The 16,076-nt window shown below is 41.5% G+C and carries 18 protein-coding genes; 12 read left to right on the top strand and 6 right to left on the bottom strand.

The window, feature by feature from the left end; all coding sequences use genetic code 11:
* Positions 1–118: 118 nt before the first annotated feature.
* Positions 119–1,174, bottom strand: a complete 1,056-nt coding sequence (locus MHH49_RS29125; RefSeq protein ID WP_076220152.1) for a LacI family DNA-binding transcriptional regulator — start codon at positions 1,172–1,174, stop codon at positions 119–121.
* A 288-nt stretch (positions 1,175–1,462) separates the two neighbouring features.
* On the opposite strand from MHH49_RS29125, the gene MHH49_RS29120 reads away from it, so the two are divergent.
* Together MHH49_RS29120 and MHH49_RS29115 are read left to right on the top strand one after the other, a co-directional pair.
* A complete protein-coding gene (locus MHH49_RS29120; RefSeq protein WP_341138709.1) occupies positions 1,463–2,485 on the top strand; it encodes an ABC transporter substrate-binding protein in 1,023 nt (340 codons plus the stop codon).
* Positions 2,486–2,606: 121 nt separating this feature from the next.
* Positions 2,607–4,202, top strand: a complete 1,596-nt coding sequence (locus MHH49_RS29115) for a helix-turn-helix domain-containing protein (RefSeq protein WP_341138708.1) — start codon at positions 2,607–2,609, stop codon at positions 4,200–4,202.
* A 3-nt stretch (positions 4,203–4,205) separates the two neighbouring features.
* On the opposite strand, the gene MHH49_RS29110 is transcribed toward MHH49_RS29115, so the two are convergent.
* Positions 4,206–4,397 carry a DUF6199 family natural product biosynthesis protein gene (locus tag MHH49_RS29110; protein ID WP_036685995.1) on the bottom strand — a complete coding sequence of 64 codons (192 nt, stop codon included), beginning with the start codon at positions 4,395–4,397 and terminating at the stop codon, positions 4,206–4,208.
* A 316-nt stretch (positions 4,398–4,713) separates the two neighbouring features.
* Here MHH49_RS29110 and MHH49_RS29105 point away from each other — a divergent pair, with 316 nt between their 5' ends.
* Positions 4,714–5,610 (top strand): SDR family oxidoreductase, encoded by an 897-nt coding sequence (locus tag MHH49_RS29105; protein ID WP_036685997.1) that lies wholly within the window; start codon positions 4,714–4,716, stop codon positions 5,608–5,610.
* A gap of 257 nt (positions 5,611–5,867) precedes the next feature.
* Positions 5,868–6,188 (top strand): hypothetical protein, encoded by a 321-nt coding sequence (locus MHH49_RS29100; RefSeq protein ID WP_162164284.1) that lies wholly within the window; start codon positions 5,868–5,870, stop codon positions 6,186–6,188.
* Here MHH49_RS29100 and MHH49_RS29095 read toward each other — a convergent pair.
* A complete protein-coding gene (locus MHH49_RS29095) occupies positions 6,178–6,855 on the bottom strand; it encodes a DUF1796 family putative cysteine peptidase (RefSeq protein ID WP_036686545.1) in 678 nt (225 codons plus the stop codon). The two genes, MHH49_RS29100 and MHH49_RS29095, sit on opposite strands and share 11 nt — an antisense overlap.
* A 132-nt stretch (positions 6,856–6,987) precedes the next feature.
* Positions 6,988–7,236: a hypothetical protein gene (locus tag MHH49_RS29090; protein ID WP_036686000.1), complete on the bottom strand. Its 249-nt coding sequence runs from the start codon at positions 7,234–7,236 to the stop codon at positions 6,988–6,990.
* A gap of 119 nt (positions 7,237–7,355) precedes the next feature.
* On the opposite strand from MHH49_RS29090, the gene MHH49_RS29085 reads away from it, so the two are divergent.
* Positions 7,356–7,997: a uridine kinase family protein gene (locus tag MHH49_RS29085; protein WP_076104771.1), complete on the top strand. Its 642-nt coding sequence runs from the start codon at positions 7,356–7,358 to the stop codon at positions 7,995–7,997.
* Positions 7,998–8,138: 141 nt separating this feature from the next.
* Here MHH49_RS29085 and MHH49_RS29080 read toward each other — a convergent pair whose 3' ends face one another.
* Positions 8,139–10,700 (bottom strand): Ig-like domain-containing protein, encoded by a 2,562-nt coding sequence (locus tag MHH49_RS29080; RefSeq protein WP_051491430.1) that lies wholly within the window; start codon positions 10,698–10,700, stop codon positions 8,139–8,141.
* 248 nt (positions 10,701–10,948) lie between these two features.
* Here MHH49_RS29080 and MHH49_RS29075 point away from each other — a divergent pair, with 248 nt between their 5' ends.
* From MHH49_RS29075 to MHH49_RS29055, 5 genes are all read left to right on the top strand, one after another.
* Positions 10,949–11,740: an AraC family transcriptional regulator gene (locus MHH49_RS29075; protein WP_036686005.1), complete on the top strand. Its 792-nt coding sequence runs from the start codon at positions 10,949–10,951 to the stop codon at positions 11,738–11,740.
* 5 nt (positions 11,741–11,745) lie between these two features.
* Positions 11,746–12,336 (top strand): DJ-1/PfpI family protein, encoded by a 591-nt coding sequence (locus MHH49_RS29070; RefSeq protein ID WP_036686550.1) that lies wholly within the window; start codon positions 11,746–11,748, stop codon positions 12,334–12,336.
* Positions 12,337–12,407: 71 nt separating this feature from the next.
* Positions 12,408–12,875 carry a hypothetical protein gene (locus MHH49_RS29065; RefSeq protein WP_036686006.1) on the top strand — a complete coding sequence of 156 codons (468 nt, stop codon included), beginning with the start codon at positions 12,408–12,410 and terminating at the stop codon, positions 12,873–12,875.
* Positions 12,853–13,317, top strand: coding sequence for an NUDIX domain-containing protein (locus MHH49_RS29060; RefSeq protein WP_051491431.1), 465 nt, complete (start codon positions 12,853–12,855; stop codon positions 13,315–13,317). Before MHH49_RS29065 ends, MHH49_RS29060 begins: the two co-directional genes overlap by 23 nt.
* Positions 13,318–13,395: 78 nt before the next feature.
* A complete protein-coding gene (locus tag MHH49_RS29055; RefSeq protein ID WP_051491432.1) occupies positions 13,396–13,830 on the top strand; it encodes a hypothetical protein in 435 nt (144 codons plus the stop codon).
* 33 nt (positions 13,831–13,863) lie between these two features.
* Here the strand turns inward: MHH49_RS29055 and MHH49_RS29050 are convergent, their stop codons facing one another.
* A complete protein-coding gene (locus MHH49_RS29050; RefSeq protein WP_051491433.1) occupies positions 13,864–14,823 on the bottom strand; it encodes a hypothetical protein in 960 nt (319 codons plus the stop codon).
* 134 nt (positions 14,824–14,957) lie between these two features.
* Here MHH49_RS29050 and MHH49_RS29045 point away from each other — a divergent pair, with 134 nt between their 5' ends.
* Together MHH49_RS29045 and MHH49_RS29040 are read left to right on the top strand one after the other, a co-directional pair.
* Positions 14,958–15,197 (top strand): hypothetical protein, encoded by a 240-nt coding sequence (locus MHH49_RS29045; protein WP_036686008.1) that lies wholly within the window; start codon positions 14,958–14,960, stop codon positions 15,195–15,197.
* 419 nt (positions 15,198–15,616) lie between these two features.
* On the top strand, positions 15,617–15,814 hold the full coding sequence (locus MHH49_RS29040; RefSeq protein ID WP_370510578.1) for a hypothetical protein: 198 nt from the start codon (positions 15,617–15,619) through the stop codon (positions 15,812–15,814).
* Positions 15,815–16,076 lie beyond the last annotated feature (262 nt).

Genomic DNA, 16,076 nt, shown 5'->3' with positions numbered 1-16,076 from the left:
TCGAGGGAAGGGATTCTTTCCGTTGTTTCTAAAAGATAGTATTAGGCAGTGATTTCGAGAACCAATGATAGCAGCTTCACAGAAAAATATGTATTCTTCAGTGAATGATGAATCTGTGCTACTTCTTCGGCGGTTGACAGGAATCTCTCTCCACTAAACGAGCTGGAAAGCTGATCGTGCTGAAAGTCGGCTGCTGCGAATCACACAGCTCGATTACTTTTTCCACTGCAGCCTTGGACATTTCATAAATCGGCAAGCGTACAGAGGTCAGCTTAGGCTGAATACGGGATGCCAGCTGAATGTCATCAAAACCAGCAATGGAGATATCCTCAGGGACAATGATTCCGTGTTCGGAGAACGCTTCCATCGCTGAAATAGCCATGTCATCGTTGGAAGAGAAGAAGGCAGTCGGCAAAGGTTCATCAGAAGCAAGCAGCTTCTTGACCTCTTCATAAGCCGTCTCTTTCAGAAAATCACCCTTTAGGATAAACTTCTCATTCATAGGCAGACCATGTTTTTTTAGCGTATCCTCATAGGCCGTGTAGCGTTCTCGACCAGAGTACGTATTCATTTGCCCGCAGATGATGCCGATCTCTTGATGGCCTAGGGAGATTAAATGTTCAATCACTTCTGTGGTGCCCTCGTAATCTTTGGAGTTCACAATGGCCAAATGATTGCGGTCAAGATGCTCCGACATAATCTCTGAGATATCATAATCAATCAGTACTAGCGGAGAATCGAGTCCCACCATTTCGCGGACGATATTAATATCCTTCTGAGTGCCGACAATTATACCACCGTCAATCCGTTTTTGCAGAAAAGCTTGTTTTACCTTCAGAAAATCGTCCGGAGAGTATACCGTATGAATCAGAACGTAACATCCGCGGGCATTCGACGTGTCGACTACGGCATCGACGAATGGTGCAAAGTAATTGTTCTGATAAATTCGGGTAGTGTTCTCTTTCTCGTTCATACTGATGGCGAACAATCCGATGGTATCGGTTTTCTTACCGGCCAGAGCCCGTGCAAAGCTGTTCGGTTCGTACTGATGTTGCTCAATCACCCGCAGCACTTTAGCCCGGGTTTCTTCAGGAACATTGGAATAGTTGTTGATCACGCGGGATACCGTACTTCGGGAAACCCCGGCCAACTTAGCAATATCTTCGCTGCGCATGTTTCCCCTCTTTTCATAAACGCGCGTTTATGAGTTTATTGTAAGCGAAAGCATCGTATAAATCAATCGTAAAAAAAGAAATTTTGCGATCAAGTTAATAAAGGGTGACCTATTTTAAATAGAAGAAGAATCCTACCAAATAATGATAGAGCAGAATAACTAGAAATAGTTTGTATAAGTTTTTTGCGGAGAAAGTGCATTGAAAGCTATGAAAGTCATGCTACTATTGTGATAAAGGTTATTGAGAATGATAATCAATGACAATAAAGCATAGGAGTGAAGGGATCAATGGCAAGATGGGGTCAGAAGTTTTTGTGGGCAGCGGTACTTATAATGGCAATCACCGCGCTGGCAGCATGCGGAACGAATAACAATACTGCGAAAGAAAACGTTGCTAAGACAGAGAATGCAGAGGAATCTACCTCAGCGAGCACTAGCGCACCAACTGAAGGAAGTGGAAATGCCGCAGAAGAGGGTGCAACCCGGACGATTGCCGGGGAATTCGGGGATGTTGAAATTCCAGTTAAACCGCAACGGGTAGCCGGGATCTATGTAGAAGATTATTTGAAGGCATTGGGCATTACCCCGGTGGTTCAGTGGTATCATCCAAGCTGGGGCAAACAGGATTATTTAAATCTGGATGTGCCAGAATTCGATATCACGGGTAGCGTGGAGGCATTATTGGAAAAAGACCCCGATTTGATTATTGTGGACGGAGGCGCTGATGCGGCGAGGTATGAACTATATTCCAAGATAGCACCAACCTATCGTCTACCTGAGGCGGTGTTGCAAGACTCAAGACAAATGCTTACAGCTATTGCAGATGCCCTTGGTATTCCGGAGAAGGCGGAATCCGTCCTTGCAGCGTATGATCAGAAGGTGGCAGAGGGGAAAGCTAAGCTGCAACAGGCCCTGGGTCAGGAAAAAGTAGCGGTGATCCGGCTTAACGTAGTGGATAAAACCTTTGCTCTATTCGGTGTTAAAAACCGCTATACCGGTGTGATTTATGATCAATTTGGGCTGACACCCGTGCCTATGGCGGCAGAAATGACCGAATATCAATCTGTTATTTCTGAAGAGCTTATTCCTCAGCTCGACGCGGATCATATTATTGTGTTCCCTGATAATGGGGGCTGGGATACTGAAGGGAATCAGGAAGCGATTCAAATACTTGAGGGTCCATTGTGGAAGAGTCTGCCTGCGGTGAAGAACGGGAATGTCTATAGAATGGAACGTTCCCACTGGCAGTCCGGTGCCATCACAGCCAATTCGATGAAGCTTGATGACTTGCTGAAAGCTATGGTGAAATAAAACGGTAGCCATCGTAAGGAATAGCATAAAGAAGGTCTATCAGCATAGTTGATAGACCTTCTTTTTTATTCTAAACTATAGTAAAGTGAATGAAAATGGTTCTCAATTGGAGGGCGCTAGAATGGCAGAAGATTTACAAGACAGCAATAAAAAGAGGCTATTCTATAGCTTGATTAACATAGAAGCCCAATCCTTATCGGTGAACGGACAGACCTTAGTGTTTCAAGATCATACCCTGATCATTGTATCGGAAGGACAGGGATGGTTAGAAGCCGAGGGGAAGCGTTTTCCCCTGGAAAAAGGTGTCGGGTTCTTGTTCGAACCGGGGCTTATAAGCAGAATCAATGCCGAGGAGCGAGGACTTAGCTTTTATAGGCTTACTTTTGAAGTAATCGAAACCGGGGGAAGTAAGCAGAGTGGAATGGAAAAGGGGACTAGAGAAGGAATTCTCCGGTCTGGTCCGCTAAGCTGCAGACCTTTTTCACAATGTGCACTACTGCTTGAGGCTATCTATCATAGTCGCAGAAGTACGGAAGAGATTGAATGGTTCGCAGGCCATACCCGCTTTCAAGAGTTACTGCTGCTGATCATGCGGGCAAAATCCTCTGTCATCCAGATGAAAGGAGCCCATGAGGCGGTGCAGCGTTCCATCCGCTATATGCAGGAACATTATAATCACGCCATAACCGTCGATCAATTGGCTGAAGTGGCAGGCGTTACACGTGCACGCTACACACAGATTTTTAAAGAAGTGACAGGGCGGATTCCCTTAGAGCATTTGAACGGACTTCGTATTGAAAGGGCCCAGCAGCAGTTGCTGCTTACGAATGACCGTATGCATGATATCGCGTTATCCGTAGGATATAGCAATGAGTATTATTTTAACCGGCGTTTCAAAAGATCGGTGGGCGTTACGCCCGGCCAATACAGAAGCTTCCATCAGGAAGGGCTGCGGGTGTTCGCTCCTTTTCTGGAAGACTATCTGCTGGCTCTGGATATTACACCGGTGGCGCAATATTCTCACGCTCAGTGGGGGAAGCAGGAGTATCTGTCCCTCAACGATGTGCCTGCGGTTGATATTTCAACTGGCGATTGGCAGGAGCTCTCCCAGTACATGCCCGAACTGATCCTGCTGGATGATGGCTTTCAGCGTTGGCACCTGGAGGAGTGCAGCCAAATTGCTCCGTTGTTCAAGCTGCCTTTTCATCAGGAGGATTGGCGTGCCACGTTATTTTCTGCAGCAGCCGTCTTTGGCAGAACGGACCGTGTCCAGGAAGTGATCGGCAATTATGAGCATCGGGCGCAGCAAGCCAAACGAGTGCTAAACCGTTCTGTCCAAGGGCAGACTGTAGCATGCTTAAGAATATCTTCCTACGGAATCAATCTCTATGGATGCGGGCAATTGGGTTATACAGGTAGCGTACTCCATCATGATTTAGGTTTGCAGCCCCATGAATTGGTTCCGAAGTTGACCCGTGGACAGAAGCGGGTGAGCCTAACAAGAGAAGAGCTTGCGAGCCTGACTGCAGATCATTTGTTCATTACCTTTGATCGACAGGAAGGAGAAGGACGGGAACTGCTGGATACACCGCTTTGGCGCAGTCTGCCCGCTGTGCGTAGTCGCTGTGTATATGAGGTGGATTTTATGGCCTGGATGAATTACGGGGTATTGTCGCATCAGCGCAAGATTGAAGATGTGCTAAGAGCGTTAGGGTAAGTGTCAGAAACTAGTCCAGATAAAAACGAGGATAATAAGTGCCACTATACTGCTGAGGCGAGTCATTAATAAATAGGCATCACTGGGCTCTACATCGCCTTTCATCATCCAGCCATAGCGCATGTACCATCCCAAATGAGGAAAGAAGATATTAAGCAATGCTAACAGTACAAAGAGGAATATAAAAATGCCCATGATTTATCACTCCTTTATCTAATGTATACGCCATACTATACGGAGCGTTCCCCAATTTATAAGTGAGTTTCCATATATCATTTAAGCATACGCACGCGATACGAGTCAGTGCAAGGCAGGTCAGAGGAGATTTAAGCCTGAGAAATATTGTAAGGGATACCCTAGCCACCTTGACAGGTGGTTGGGGTATTTTTGTGGCACTATTCAAGGCTGTGTTATCGAAGGCGAATGTTTAGAGGCGTGCTTGTTGTGTTTACATAACAAAGAGTTCGGAAAATATAAAATGTATTTCTAAAAATAAAGGAGGAATTGATCGATGTCTAACCAATATACGATGCAAGATCCTACCACTCAGTACACTAAGGCTGGACCGGAATTTCAGCAGCAACAAGCGGAGCCGGGTCTGCAGAAGAAAATGAATCCAGTACCTGATACAGGAGAAGATACCTATAAAGGAACTGGGCGCCTGACCGGACGTAAAGCGTTAGTTACGGGAGCAGACAGCGGTATAGGTCGTGCTGTTGCTATTGCTTTTGCTCGTGAGGGGGCGGATATTGTTCTATCTTATATGCCCGAGGAAGAGGAAGATGCGAAGCAGGTGGTCAAGCTAGTGCAGGAAGCGGGTCGTACTGCAATCGCCATTCCAGGCGATCTGAAGGATGAGGCATACTGCGAACAGCTCGTCGATACTGCGGTTAAGGAGCTAGGTGGAATTGATATTTTAGCCAATATCGCGGGCAAACAGCAATTCGTCCCAGACATCGCTGATCTCACTACGAAGCATTTTGACGATACATTTAAGACGAACGTGTATGCCATGTTCTGGCTGTGCAAAGCTGCAGTGAAGCATATGCAACCGGGCAGCACCATTATTAACACTTCTTCTATTCAAGCTTATAATCCCTCGCCGATCCTTCTGGACTACGCGACTACCAAGGCGGCTATTAATACATTCAGTAAGTCTCTCGCTCAGCAAGTAGCTGATAAGGGAATTCGCGTCAATGTAGTGGCGCCAGGTCCTGTATGGACACCTCTTCAAGTTGTGGGTGGGCAACCGGAGGAAGTGCTGAAGGAGTTCGGTGCGAGCACACCACTAGGTCGTCCGGGACAGCCTGCGGAGATGGCTCCGGCATATGTATTCCTGGCTAGCCAGGAATCTAGCTATATCAGTGGCGAAACACTGAATGCGAACGGCGGAACACCAACTCCATAAGCCGCTCAGCGGAATGTTGATATTGTAAATACGGCGAATCATTCAAAAGTACCCTGCTAATTTTAGTGCGGGGTGCTTTTGTTTTTATATAAAGAAAGGAGTATTATCGAATTCGAGGCTTTTTCTCCCATTATTTTCATAGAATATGATCTATACTGATCAAGATTGTCGAATACATAGGTTTCCTGCGATTACCCAAGAAATAATTTGAACGGCTCTAAGTTTTAGGGGAGACCACAGAAAGAATTAGGAGATGTATGATGCGAAAAAAGAAACTAGCAATCCTCACCATTTGCTGTGTCTTATTCATGGCGTGTTTTCAATCGGGATCTGTCCTTGCGGATAAAGGAAACGGAACAGTAGTAGATAGTGGAACCAAGGAAAGGCTGATGGAGAAGTATGATCTTGTAGAGCCTGAACCCGCAAATCCAGCAGCGCATGGGAGTCAATACGATTTTGGAATTAGTAACCCTATTTCTTTATTGGTCAGCATCAGTAGGCTGTATTTGTATCCATATGTTTTTGCAGCACAGGAAATAATTAATCATTTGATCGATCAAAGCGAAATTAGTAATTAGTTACTTGTATGTCCTTCAAAATATAATCCCAGCTATCATAATCGTTCATATCCTCAGGAACTTCTAACACACAAATATTATTAATATTCCAACTTAATTCTTGTACCGAGGTTGCTTCACGAACGGGATTAAGAATAAGAATAATAAATTCGTTCGGTTTTAATAAACCAGATAAAATCGATTGTAGCTCTACAGCCTGTTCATATGAGGCGGACCATCTAATGAATAAAGTTTTTTTACTGGTGATTAACTTGTCCCAAAATCTATTAATTCGTAATTCCAGCTTCGCTTTATACGAAGGATAGGTTGTAGACCAGTGTTTACCTTGGTGGATTGGAAAATCATGAACGGAGATAATGTTATATAAAGTATCCTGAATAAAATAGGATTTCACTAATGCATTTTTGTTCCAATTAGGATAGACTGGTATTCCATCCTCCAGAAAAAAATGTGTTTCATCAAGGATTTGCAGATTTATTAATTCCATGAAATTTTGAAATCTATTCTTATACAGTCTATTTACATCAGCTAATGAATAAGAAACCATCCAGTCGAGTGGCATGGAGAATTTCCTCAAGCTATTTCTTTGCAGATTTATAGCAGGAGCACAAGACATCCCTAAGCTTACTATTAAATCATAGCTTTTTTTCACAGCTTGTAATTTCATGGACGCACCCATTTTCAATCAGATTCAGTTCCTAATAAATTATATACACCATTTTCTAGGAATGATTGGACTTTAAGTGTAATGAGATACACAGAAAAAAGAGAGCAGCAATTTCACTGCCCCCTAAACCTATTAGTTACGTTGTAACAAAATATATCCACTAATGTTTGAAGTCTTTTTACGAAAGACTACTTTAAAACCAACATCGTTGTCTAATAAGCAAGCCAAAGCGGTGTTAAGCAATCCATTGGGTCTCAAGCTAGGTCTGCAAGGCACGGCATTTCCAATAACACGCGCGGCAATAATCCTACGTGCTGATCCAGGAACCAAAGGATTTCTGCTCCAACTGATCAAAACTAAATCAGGCTGACGAGTAGCCATGGAAGATCTACCCCTTTCTATTAAGTTTCTTTATATAAAATGCACCATAGATTTTAATGTGCTAACCAATAGCGGAGTAAGGAATACATAGGATCGTGTAGGGAGAGAGGGAGAATAATATGGACAAGGTGTTACATAAGATAGCTAATTTGATTAGCGGTGAGGCTAATAGAGTCATCATTGGGATCTCGGGTCATGGTGCATCTGGAAAAACAACGTTTGCTCATAATCTTTTAAAGCTTTTGCAGCAGGATGATGTGAATTATATTAATACAGACCCCTATATTGTTGAATCTAGTCTTAGAAAATACACTTCTATCGACTATGAATATAAGAATGAACATTACCACGATAAAGTGACAGCTTGTCATCCTGCTGCTCATTATATATCTGCTTTAGAGAGAGATATTCATATGTTGAGGGATGGGTTGGATTTTTACACCATTGGCACGGACTATACAAAAAGTATGTTCATATCTTCACAAAACAAGATAAATATTGTAGAAGGCATGAGCGTTGCTTTTACTGACCCAAATTTGTATGATCTGAAAATCTACTTATATACGGATGGAGAAACCGAGTTGGTGAGAAGGAGTATACGTGATGTTTCTGAAAGAGGAACGGATATAAATTATTTAAGAAAATCCCATGAACAGCGTAGGATGCAATATGAGTTGTTTATGCATTCTTATCATCATAAATTTGATATCGTTTTAAAAAACTCCAATGAAGAGTATGTTCTTGAAAAGGGAACGTTGTAAAGTCAGCTTCATTCTCGTGGAGTAAAAACAGTGAACAGCGAATCAGGCAATATATTGTGTTGGTCCAGTCGGATATCAATAAAAACACGGAAGCCGCTTTACTGGCTTCCGTGTTTTTGGAACTGTGTAGATGAACAGATGCTATTTATTTACCGCTGAGTCACCTATTGGAGTGAATGTATTCTCCACAGTAATGTTAGAGAACTTAGCATAGTTCAGTTGCTCAATCTTATTGGCAACATCATTACTGTCAACGGCAAATCCGACATATACCGAACCATCCATAGCAATAGTTCGCTCGCCAATTAGCTTCCAGTCTTTTCCGTCCGTTGATCCGTAAGCATAAAAAACATCTCCCTTACGGCCAAGCTTGAGCCAATACCCTTGCTCCACACCATTTATTTTGAACGGAATATCTGGAACAAGTTGAATGCCAGCTTTTTCAGCAGCTGATACGCTGTCTAAAGTTTCAGTTAATTCATCAAATCCTCCGCCCTTAATGTTTCTGCCCGTCAGATAAGATGACCAGCTGGTTTCTTTGGACAACTTCACATAGGAGATACCAAGGGCCGCCGCGGCACTGTCTTTATTCAAGTCATCGCGGATCATTAGCCCGGTGAAGGCATGGTTGTCAACGGCCCCGATTTCTTCGAGCTTCGCGGTAAATTCCATATCTCCGTTCATTTCTTTATACACGAAGTGGAAGTCATCTTTGGTTGCATTGTTTGCTTCTGATCGTTCTGTGCCACCTTCACTTTTTCCAAGCTTTCCGTTGCCTTTAACGGTAAGCACATCATTTGTCATACTTCCGGAACCCTTAATGTACGGATCACCGATATCTGCTGTAGTCCAACCCTTTCCAGCCAGGGAAGAGGTAGCGGTATTGACATGAATGTTAGCAGCTGTGGTCTGCGTCTCATTTCCTTGGGTATCGGTCACTCTTGCAGAGATATAGTATGAAGCATCCGTTAAATTCTTGAGGGTATACGTATATGTGTTGCCTTTTTTGACTGCTTCCCCAAGATATTTAGAGCCATTATATACAGCAACTTTTTTTATTTTGTTTCCGGATTTAGGGGAAGCGTTAATTTTAACTTCGACCTCTTTCCCGGTAACAAATTGTGCATTGTTTTCTGGCGCCAAAAGCTTAGCAACGGGGTTGTCGGCGACGTGTTTCATATCAACTAGACCGTTAATATAAAGCTCAAGCCAGGTGTAACCATTTTTAGTAACCGTTTTGTATGCATCCTTGATGCCCCAGATTTTATTTTTCTTTTCCCACTTGTCGTCTATTCCGTTTTGATTAGTGTCAAATTGCTTATCATATTGTGCCTCAATGACGCCAAAGTCTGAAATGTAACCCCCGACTTCATGTTCAGTGTTGATATATCTTCCCGAGTTCTGCTCGACTTCTGCCACAATTCTTGCATCGATAGCATCGCGACGCGGATAGGTAGCTCCCGCTTGTTGCAGAATGCTTTTTAATAGTGATTCATTCGCTTGCTTTACGCCGGACTTAACATAATTATCAAATGCTTTATTGGTAATACCATGGTTAACTCCAGTACTGTCCGCGGAAAGATATGGTGTGGCTGCAAGGGTCGTCTTTTGTTCACCACTCTGTACACCGGAAAATTTCACATAATCTGAAGAATCATTCAGTAAGCCTGTGAGCTTGCCGTTAATTCTGTTTCCAGCGATGTAGAAACCGCCCAGCTTGGTAGCTTCACCGGCATCAATGACTCTGTTAGTTACATTATCTCTTGTACCTGGACCGGCAATTTCGATATTGTTCATAAAGTTAGTAAAAGTAAAACCTCCGCCATAAGTGCCGTTAAAGCCCCAATTGTAAATTACATTGTTCGAGAACTGAACAACCGCCACATGATCAGCATCTGCAGCACCTGCGTAACCGCCGCCTAGTCTTGGGTTTCGCGAGGTATGGTTCGCATACAGATTGTGATGGAATGTTGTTTTGTCTCCGCCTGAAATACCACCGTAGCCATGTCTTCCTTTGGAATGCCCGGATAGAGTCAGACTTTCGGAAATAATGGACCACTGGATCGTGCCATTTTCGCCTCTATATAAAGATAGAGTTTCATCTGTGTTCCAACTGAAGGAACAATGGTCAATGAGGAAGTAGTTGTTGTCTCTCCCCCAAAGCGCATCCATTGAATCGCTGCCATTATACACATTAGTGGCACCCGGACGGAAAGAGGTGTAGCGTATGATGATATTCTCTGAATTGCTGATATTGGTATCCCAACCTGCAATGGTAATTCCGTTGCCTGGAGCGGTTTGCCCAGCGATGGTCAGGTTTTTAATATTATTGAGACTTAACGTGCTCTTCAGTTCAATCGTTCCGGAAACATGAAAAACAATTGTACGACCCTCTTTAGGAGTAGATAAAATCCCATAGCGAAGGGAGCCTGCAATCGGTTTGTCTTTTACAGCGTAATCTTCAAGGGTAGTTACGATGTATACATCGCCTCCTCGACCACCGCTCGTATAGGCGCCGCCACCTTCCGCGCCAGGAAAAGCAAGAATAGAGGCACCCGCAAAACTTTTGTCTCCGTCTGTCTGCCCTGAAGCTGCAAGTGTGTGACCTCCTAAAAATGAAAACGCTACCGAAAAACTCAATAAGACACCCATAACCTTACCTGATTTTTTACTCTTCCATTTCATCTTTTTGACGTATAACATGGATACAGTCTTATCGCTGAATGCTGTTCCTGTTATACTTCCTCCTCTCAGTGAAATGTTACTGGTCTGCGACAAGCAGCTTACTGGTAATACTTTAAAACTTTTAGGGCGTATTTACCTGCCAAAAAAATCTTTTTTTGTGCCAACTATTGCTCTTTGGTTCTTGCGCAAACGAACAAATTCATATTATGTTCTTAGTATTACAGCAGCTATAGTGCTTAGCATTCCATGACGATAGGGAGAAAAACATGAATATTAAATATCAGCATCGTGACCAGGCGTTTCACTCCTTTATTTCTACCAATAACACTTATCCTCTTCATCTACACAAAAATGTAGAGATAACAATGGTTTTGTCCGGCAAAATCAATATCAACATCAATGGAAAAGAGTATGATTTGTCTGAAGGAGACATAGCGATTATTTTTTCCAATCAACCTCACAGCTACAAAACCATAGAGAAAAGCCAGATCCTGCTGTTCTTTTTTGACGCCACGTTTCCGGGGGATTTTGCGGGGGATTTGCTTAATCATGTTCCGGATAACCCTATAGTTTCGAAACAAAAGGTGCTTCAAGATCTGCTGGCAACCTTGTATAAACTATATAAAGAACAATGTGATGTTCGTCTGCTCAAGGCTTATACCTCTGTAGTATTAGGGCACGCTCTGCCGTTACTGCTAATGAAAAAAGTAGACTACAAAAAAGAAATGGATCTCGTCCCCAAAATCCTTGCTTACATCGACATGCATTTTTTAGATCACATAAATCTGGATACGCTTTCAAGAGAGCTTGGCATTAGTAAATTTATCATTTCCCGAATCTTTTCTGAGCAGTTTCATATTTCATTTCGTGATTACATCAATGGCCAACGGGTAGCCTTTGCTCATATGCTGCTGTTATCCACTACCCATCCGGTCACGGATATTGCGTTTGATTCCGGATTCAACAGTTTGCGCTCTTTCTATCGTGTTTTTAAAAATGAATACGGGATAACCCCCAATGAATTTCGCCGAAAAGTATCGAAGGAGTGTGTAGAATGAAAATGCTGAAGATGGCTTATATTCTATTTGACGGGATGACTACGTTAGATTTTGTTGGTTTTTACGATGCGGTTACCCGGATGGGAGTTCTAAAGGCGATAGAAAATGTATCGTGGGATTTTTGTTCCAACAAGGAAGAAGTCACGGATGATCGAGGATTGACGTTGAAAATAAACCAGGTTTCCCCTGATCTGTCAGCCTATGATTTGATATTTATTCCTGGAGGGTTATCCACTCGACAACTTAGATTCGATACTGATTTTATAACATGGATTCAGACTGCTCGAGAGGTTGAATACAAGGTGTCAGTGTGTACAGGGGCTTTGATTTTGGGAGCTGCCGGTTTCTTAAATCAGAAGAAGTCGACTACCAACCCTTCTGCATATGAACTATTAGCACCTTATTGTTCCGAAGTAGTTAAGGAACGGTTCGTAAGGGATGGAAATGTTTTTACTGGGGGAGGAGTAGCAGCTTCGATTGATCTGGGTTTATATTTCATAGAATCGCTTACTAATGAAAATGTAGTTCGAGAAATTCAAGAGAAGATGGATTACCCATATTACAAGCCAATTAACCCTTCCAAAGGGAAATCATAACTATAATATATGGGAATTAATGATATAATATCCAAAGTGAAATAATTAAGGTGATGAATAGAGGTGTAAGTATGTTGGACACTAACAATAGCAATAGAATGCTGGTAACTTTTCCTCATAGTAAAAAATATCCTTATTTAACTTCATATTGTTTATTAGCCAATGCTTTATACGTAGGTTTGAATGTGTTTTTTGATCTTAGTGTTTATTATTATTTATTTTTTGTCCTGCCAGTTTTTCCTTTTCTATTTATTTCGTTAAAAAGTCAAAAGGAAAAGCATAAACTTGAAGTACTAGATGATAGTGTAGTAATTGGTGAAACAAATATTACGTGTGGTTCCTTGAAAAAAATTGTGATTCATAATCCTATTTCAATATTTTTTCATATGATTCCGGCTCAAAAAAAGAAAAAAATAATTACGATACAGGTAAATAAGGATGAAGCAAAGGATCGAAAAACAATATTAGAAGAGCCACTTAGTCCCAGAAGAGATGTTGAAGATATGAGGTGTCACGATGAAGATAGGGAAACCGATTAGAAAGAAGATATACGGATTTATTTTGCAAGACAATGAAGTTGGAGAAAAGACCTTATTAGTCTATCTTAATGAACCAGAAGTACCCTTTAGATTAGTAGGTGGAAATATCGATGCCGGGGAAACAGAAGAAGAAGCGTTATTCAGGGAAATTCAAGAAGAAAGTGGACTTAAACAATTTAAATTAGTAAAGAAAATAGGCACACAATATTATTATAAGGATTTTATAGATGCGAATGTCGAAAGACATGACTACCTTCTAATTCCAGAAACGAGATTACCTGAAAAGTGGAGCTTCACTGGAGAAGGAGAAGGTGAAGACTATGGGACTATTTTTAACTACCAATGGATAAATCAAGATGAAATATACTTATTAGACCAAGAGTTTAGGGAATACATGACGGAAGATTACATGCAAGAATTATTCAGCAAGGTAAAAAGGTAATCCATCTAAACCAAGTGCGAAATGATAATTTGAAAAATCGGCTGTAAGTATAAAAAGCATAAAGATGGTGGGATTGTTTTGCGTGCAGTTAAGCCTATAACGTTATGGTTTATTTCGACGGTTTTATTCACCCTGGCAGCCTTTGGATTGGAGCTTTGGGAAGGAAATAAAATAAGTACAACAGAATATTACGGTTTTCAAAACATTGGGTTTGCTTTTATTTTTCTGATGTTCCTTTTTTCAGTTCTTCTTTACCCGGTTATACTGCTTCCTTTATCATGGGTTATTCGAAAGATAGCTAATCCTTTAATAAGCCGCATAATGATATTCTTATTGAGTGGTATTGCGGGATATGGTTTCTTTTACGAGGTGTACGATGAACGCTTTATACGGGAATACCATTTGAATAGTAGTACAGCTATTGTTTTTTTCGGAATTGCTGGTTTCATCTATGCTCTGGTGGATTACTATTTTGAGTCGCAAGCCATTAAAGCCGAACAAAATCCCTGCTAACCGTGGCGGCCGGCAGGGACTTTATTTTTTAATCTAAGTATTAGGTAATTTGTCAACCTCATCAGTAAAAGCTCTCAAGTACTGGGTGAATATTCCTGTATCTATTTTGGTGGTTGCATCATTTGCAATAGGAGGCGTATCTTGGATTTGTTTGTACATACGATCCATCTCACCCGTGAGCTTAGCCCAGATGCTTTTAATTGAATCATATTTTGCATCAAGGTTGTTGATATAATTATCATACTCCATTTTTTGGGTCATTGCTTTTGCTAATTGCTCGATTGTAAAATCTATATCTATTGTTTGACCCGTAGAGCCAGTTCCTGAACCTGCATACCAGCTGATATCAACAAATCCATCATTCCAAATATCTGAAACGACAAAATTACTGATTTCTTTAAGCGTCGCTTCAGGAGACTGTTCAGTTGTACCTGCATTACCTGAAGCTGAAGTATTAATTACAGGTTCCTTAAAGAGTTTCCTCACTTCGTTAAATGCATCCTTGTCCTTGTCATTAGACGAATATCCCCAACCAACTTTATCATCCTTAATAAAAATGATAAGTTCGCTATTGGAGGAAGACTTCTCACCTTGGATAAGCACGAGTTTATCTTTTCCGCCATCTTTGTCCGTATAATCAGCTGTTTCAATTACTGTAGGATTCTTAAGTTTATTATTCTCGGGTGTCTCAGTAGATTCAGCCATTTGGAAAATGGGTTGTACATCTGGAAGTATATTTTCGGATACGAATTTCTTTTTCGCTTCGATATCTGAACCATTGAGGAAAATCTCCACATAGTTGAGAGCCAGTTTCTCGGAAGCTGTAAGTTTCTTTTTTGGCTCAGGAGTGGGCTCTGAAGGGCTGGCTGTTGCTTCGGACGGTGTAACTCCTGTAGACGTTGTATTTTTTTTCTCTGAATTTGTTGTGGAACTACCACATCCTGAAAGGATTACAATAGTTGCCACGATACATAAAAAAGCTTTTTTGTTCAATCTTATATCCCCCTAAATCTGCTAATAATTGCTAGTTGATTCTACCAGATATAGGAATAGTAATCTATGAATTTTAATTTATGACGGAACCAATATATTAGATTAGCGTGTTTTATTTTTCGGAGGTGAACATTTTGCTGAAAGTACTAAGGGTGTGCGGTATTTTATTCAGTGCAGCAACAATCATTCTGGGAATCACATTTTTCCGCGGTCAGGATCAAGTGATAATCTCTTGGACTATGCTGGGGATGTGCGGAGCTTTAATATTTAATGGAGCGGCATTGTATTTGAAAACTAAAGATAAAATGGCTGTGCTATCCTCGATTGTTGGGATTGTACTGTTAATAGTCTCGCTTACTCAGTTTCCTTTTTGAAAATTAAAAACAACCTCGTCAACCTTAATGGGTCGATGGGGCTTTTTTACGTTATTTTCCTTTATATTTATTTCTTTTTCTTCTTTGTGGGTCCGATCTGGCGTCTTACCTTATCGTTCTCATCTACCTCAATAATATAAATCTCCTTCACTGTACCGGAGAGAGTAAACCATTCACGCATAGCTTCAACCTCAGTCATCGGTCCTAATATTCGTTTCCCCCTATAACATATAAAAAACACTCATACTCCTTAGTTTGTTTGCGGAAATGCAATAAATGCTTATAAAACAAATTATAAACCTGAGCGATGACTTTGTATGTAATAATTCATGCCTGGCGGGATATTTTTACATTGATTAACGAACGTACGTTTGGTTATAATACAAACAAATGTTCTTATCCTTGGAAGGTGAGTAATTATGCAAATAAGAATCGGTCAAACCATTGAAATAGTGTACCAAGATAAATCAGGTAAGATATCTCAACGTAAAATTGAAGTGAAAGGGATTCGTGGAGAATATATTCGCGCAACTTGCTTATCAACCGGAGCTCCGCGCGTATTTCTGGAGGCTAATATTCTTGCTTGGCAGCCTGTGCAAATGAAGCGACATGCTTAGTGACACCGCCCGAAAGCTACTAATGATCATGCGCCACTCTGCCGTGCATCATGCTCATATGCCAACTTTACAGGAGTTAGAAATCAAGAGTGGACGGACACCAAGTAAGATCATTAGTGGGCTTAGGGAATTAGTTAACGAAAAATATATAGAATGGACCCCGCACACTCCACCAGAGAGCGCCCGAATTATTGAAGGCTGGGAAAGGATTGACCCTAGGTTTAAAAAGAAAAAGTCAGAGCCACAAGAGCTCCAGTGGGGG

The organism is Paenibacillus sp. FSL F4-0122, from assembly GCF_038002845.1.
Classification (GTDB): domain Bacteria; phylum Bacillota; class Bacilli; order Paenibacillales; family Paenibacillaceae; genus Paenibacillus_AQ; species Paenibacillus_AQ odorifer.
The sequence above is the reverse complement of the archived record's forward strand: the minus strand, read 5'-3'. Positions and strand labels throughout refer to the sequence as shown.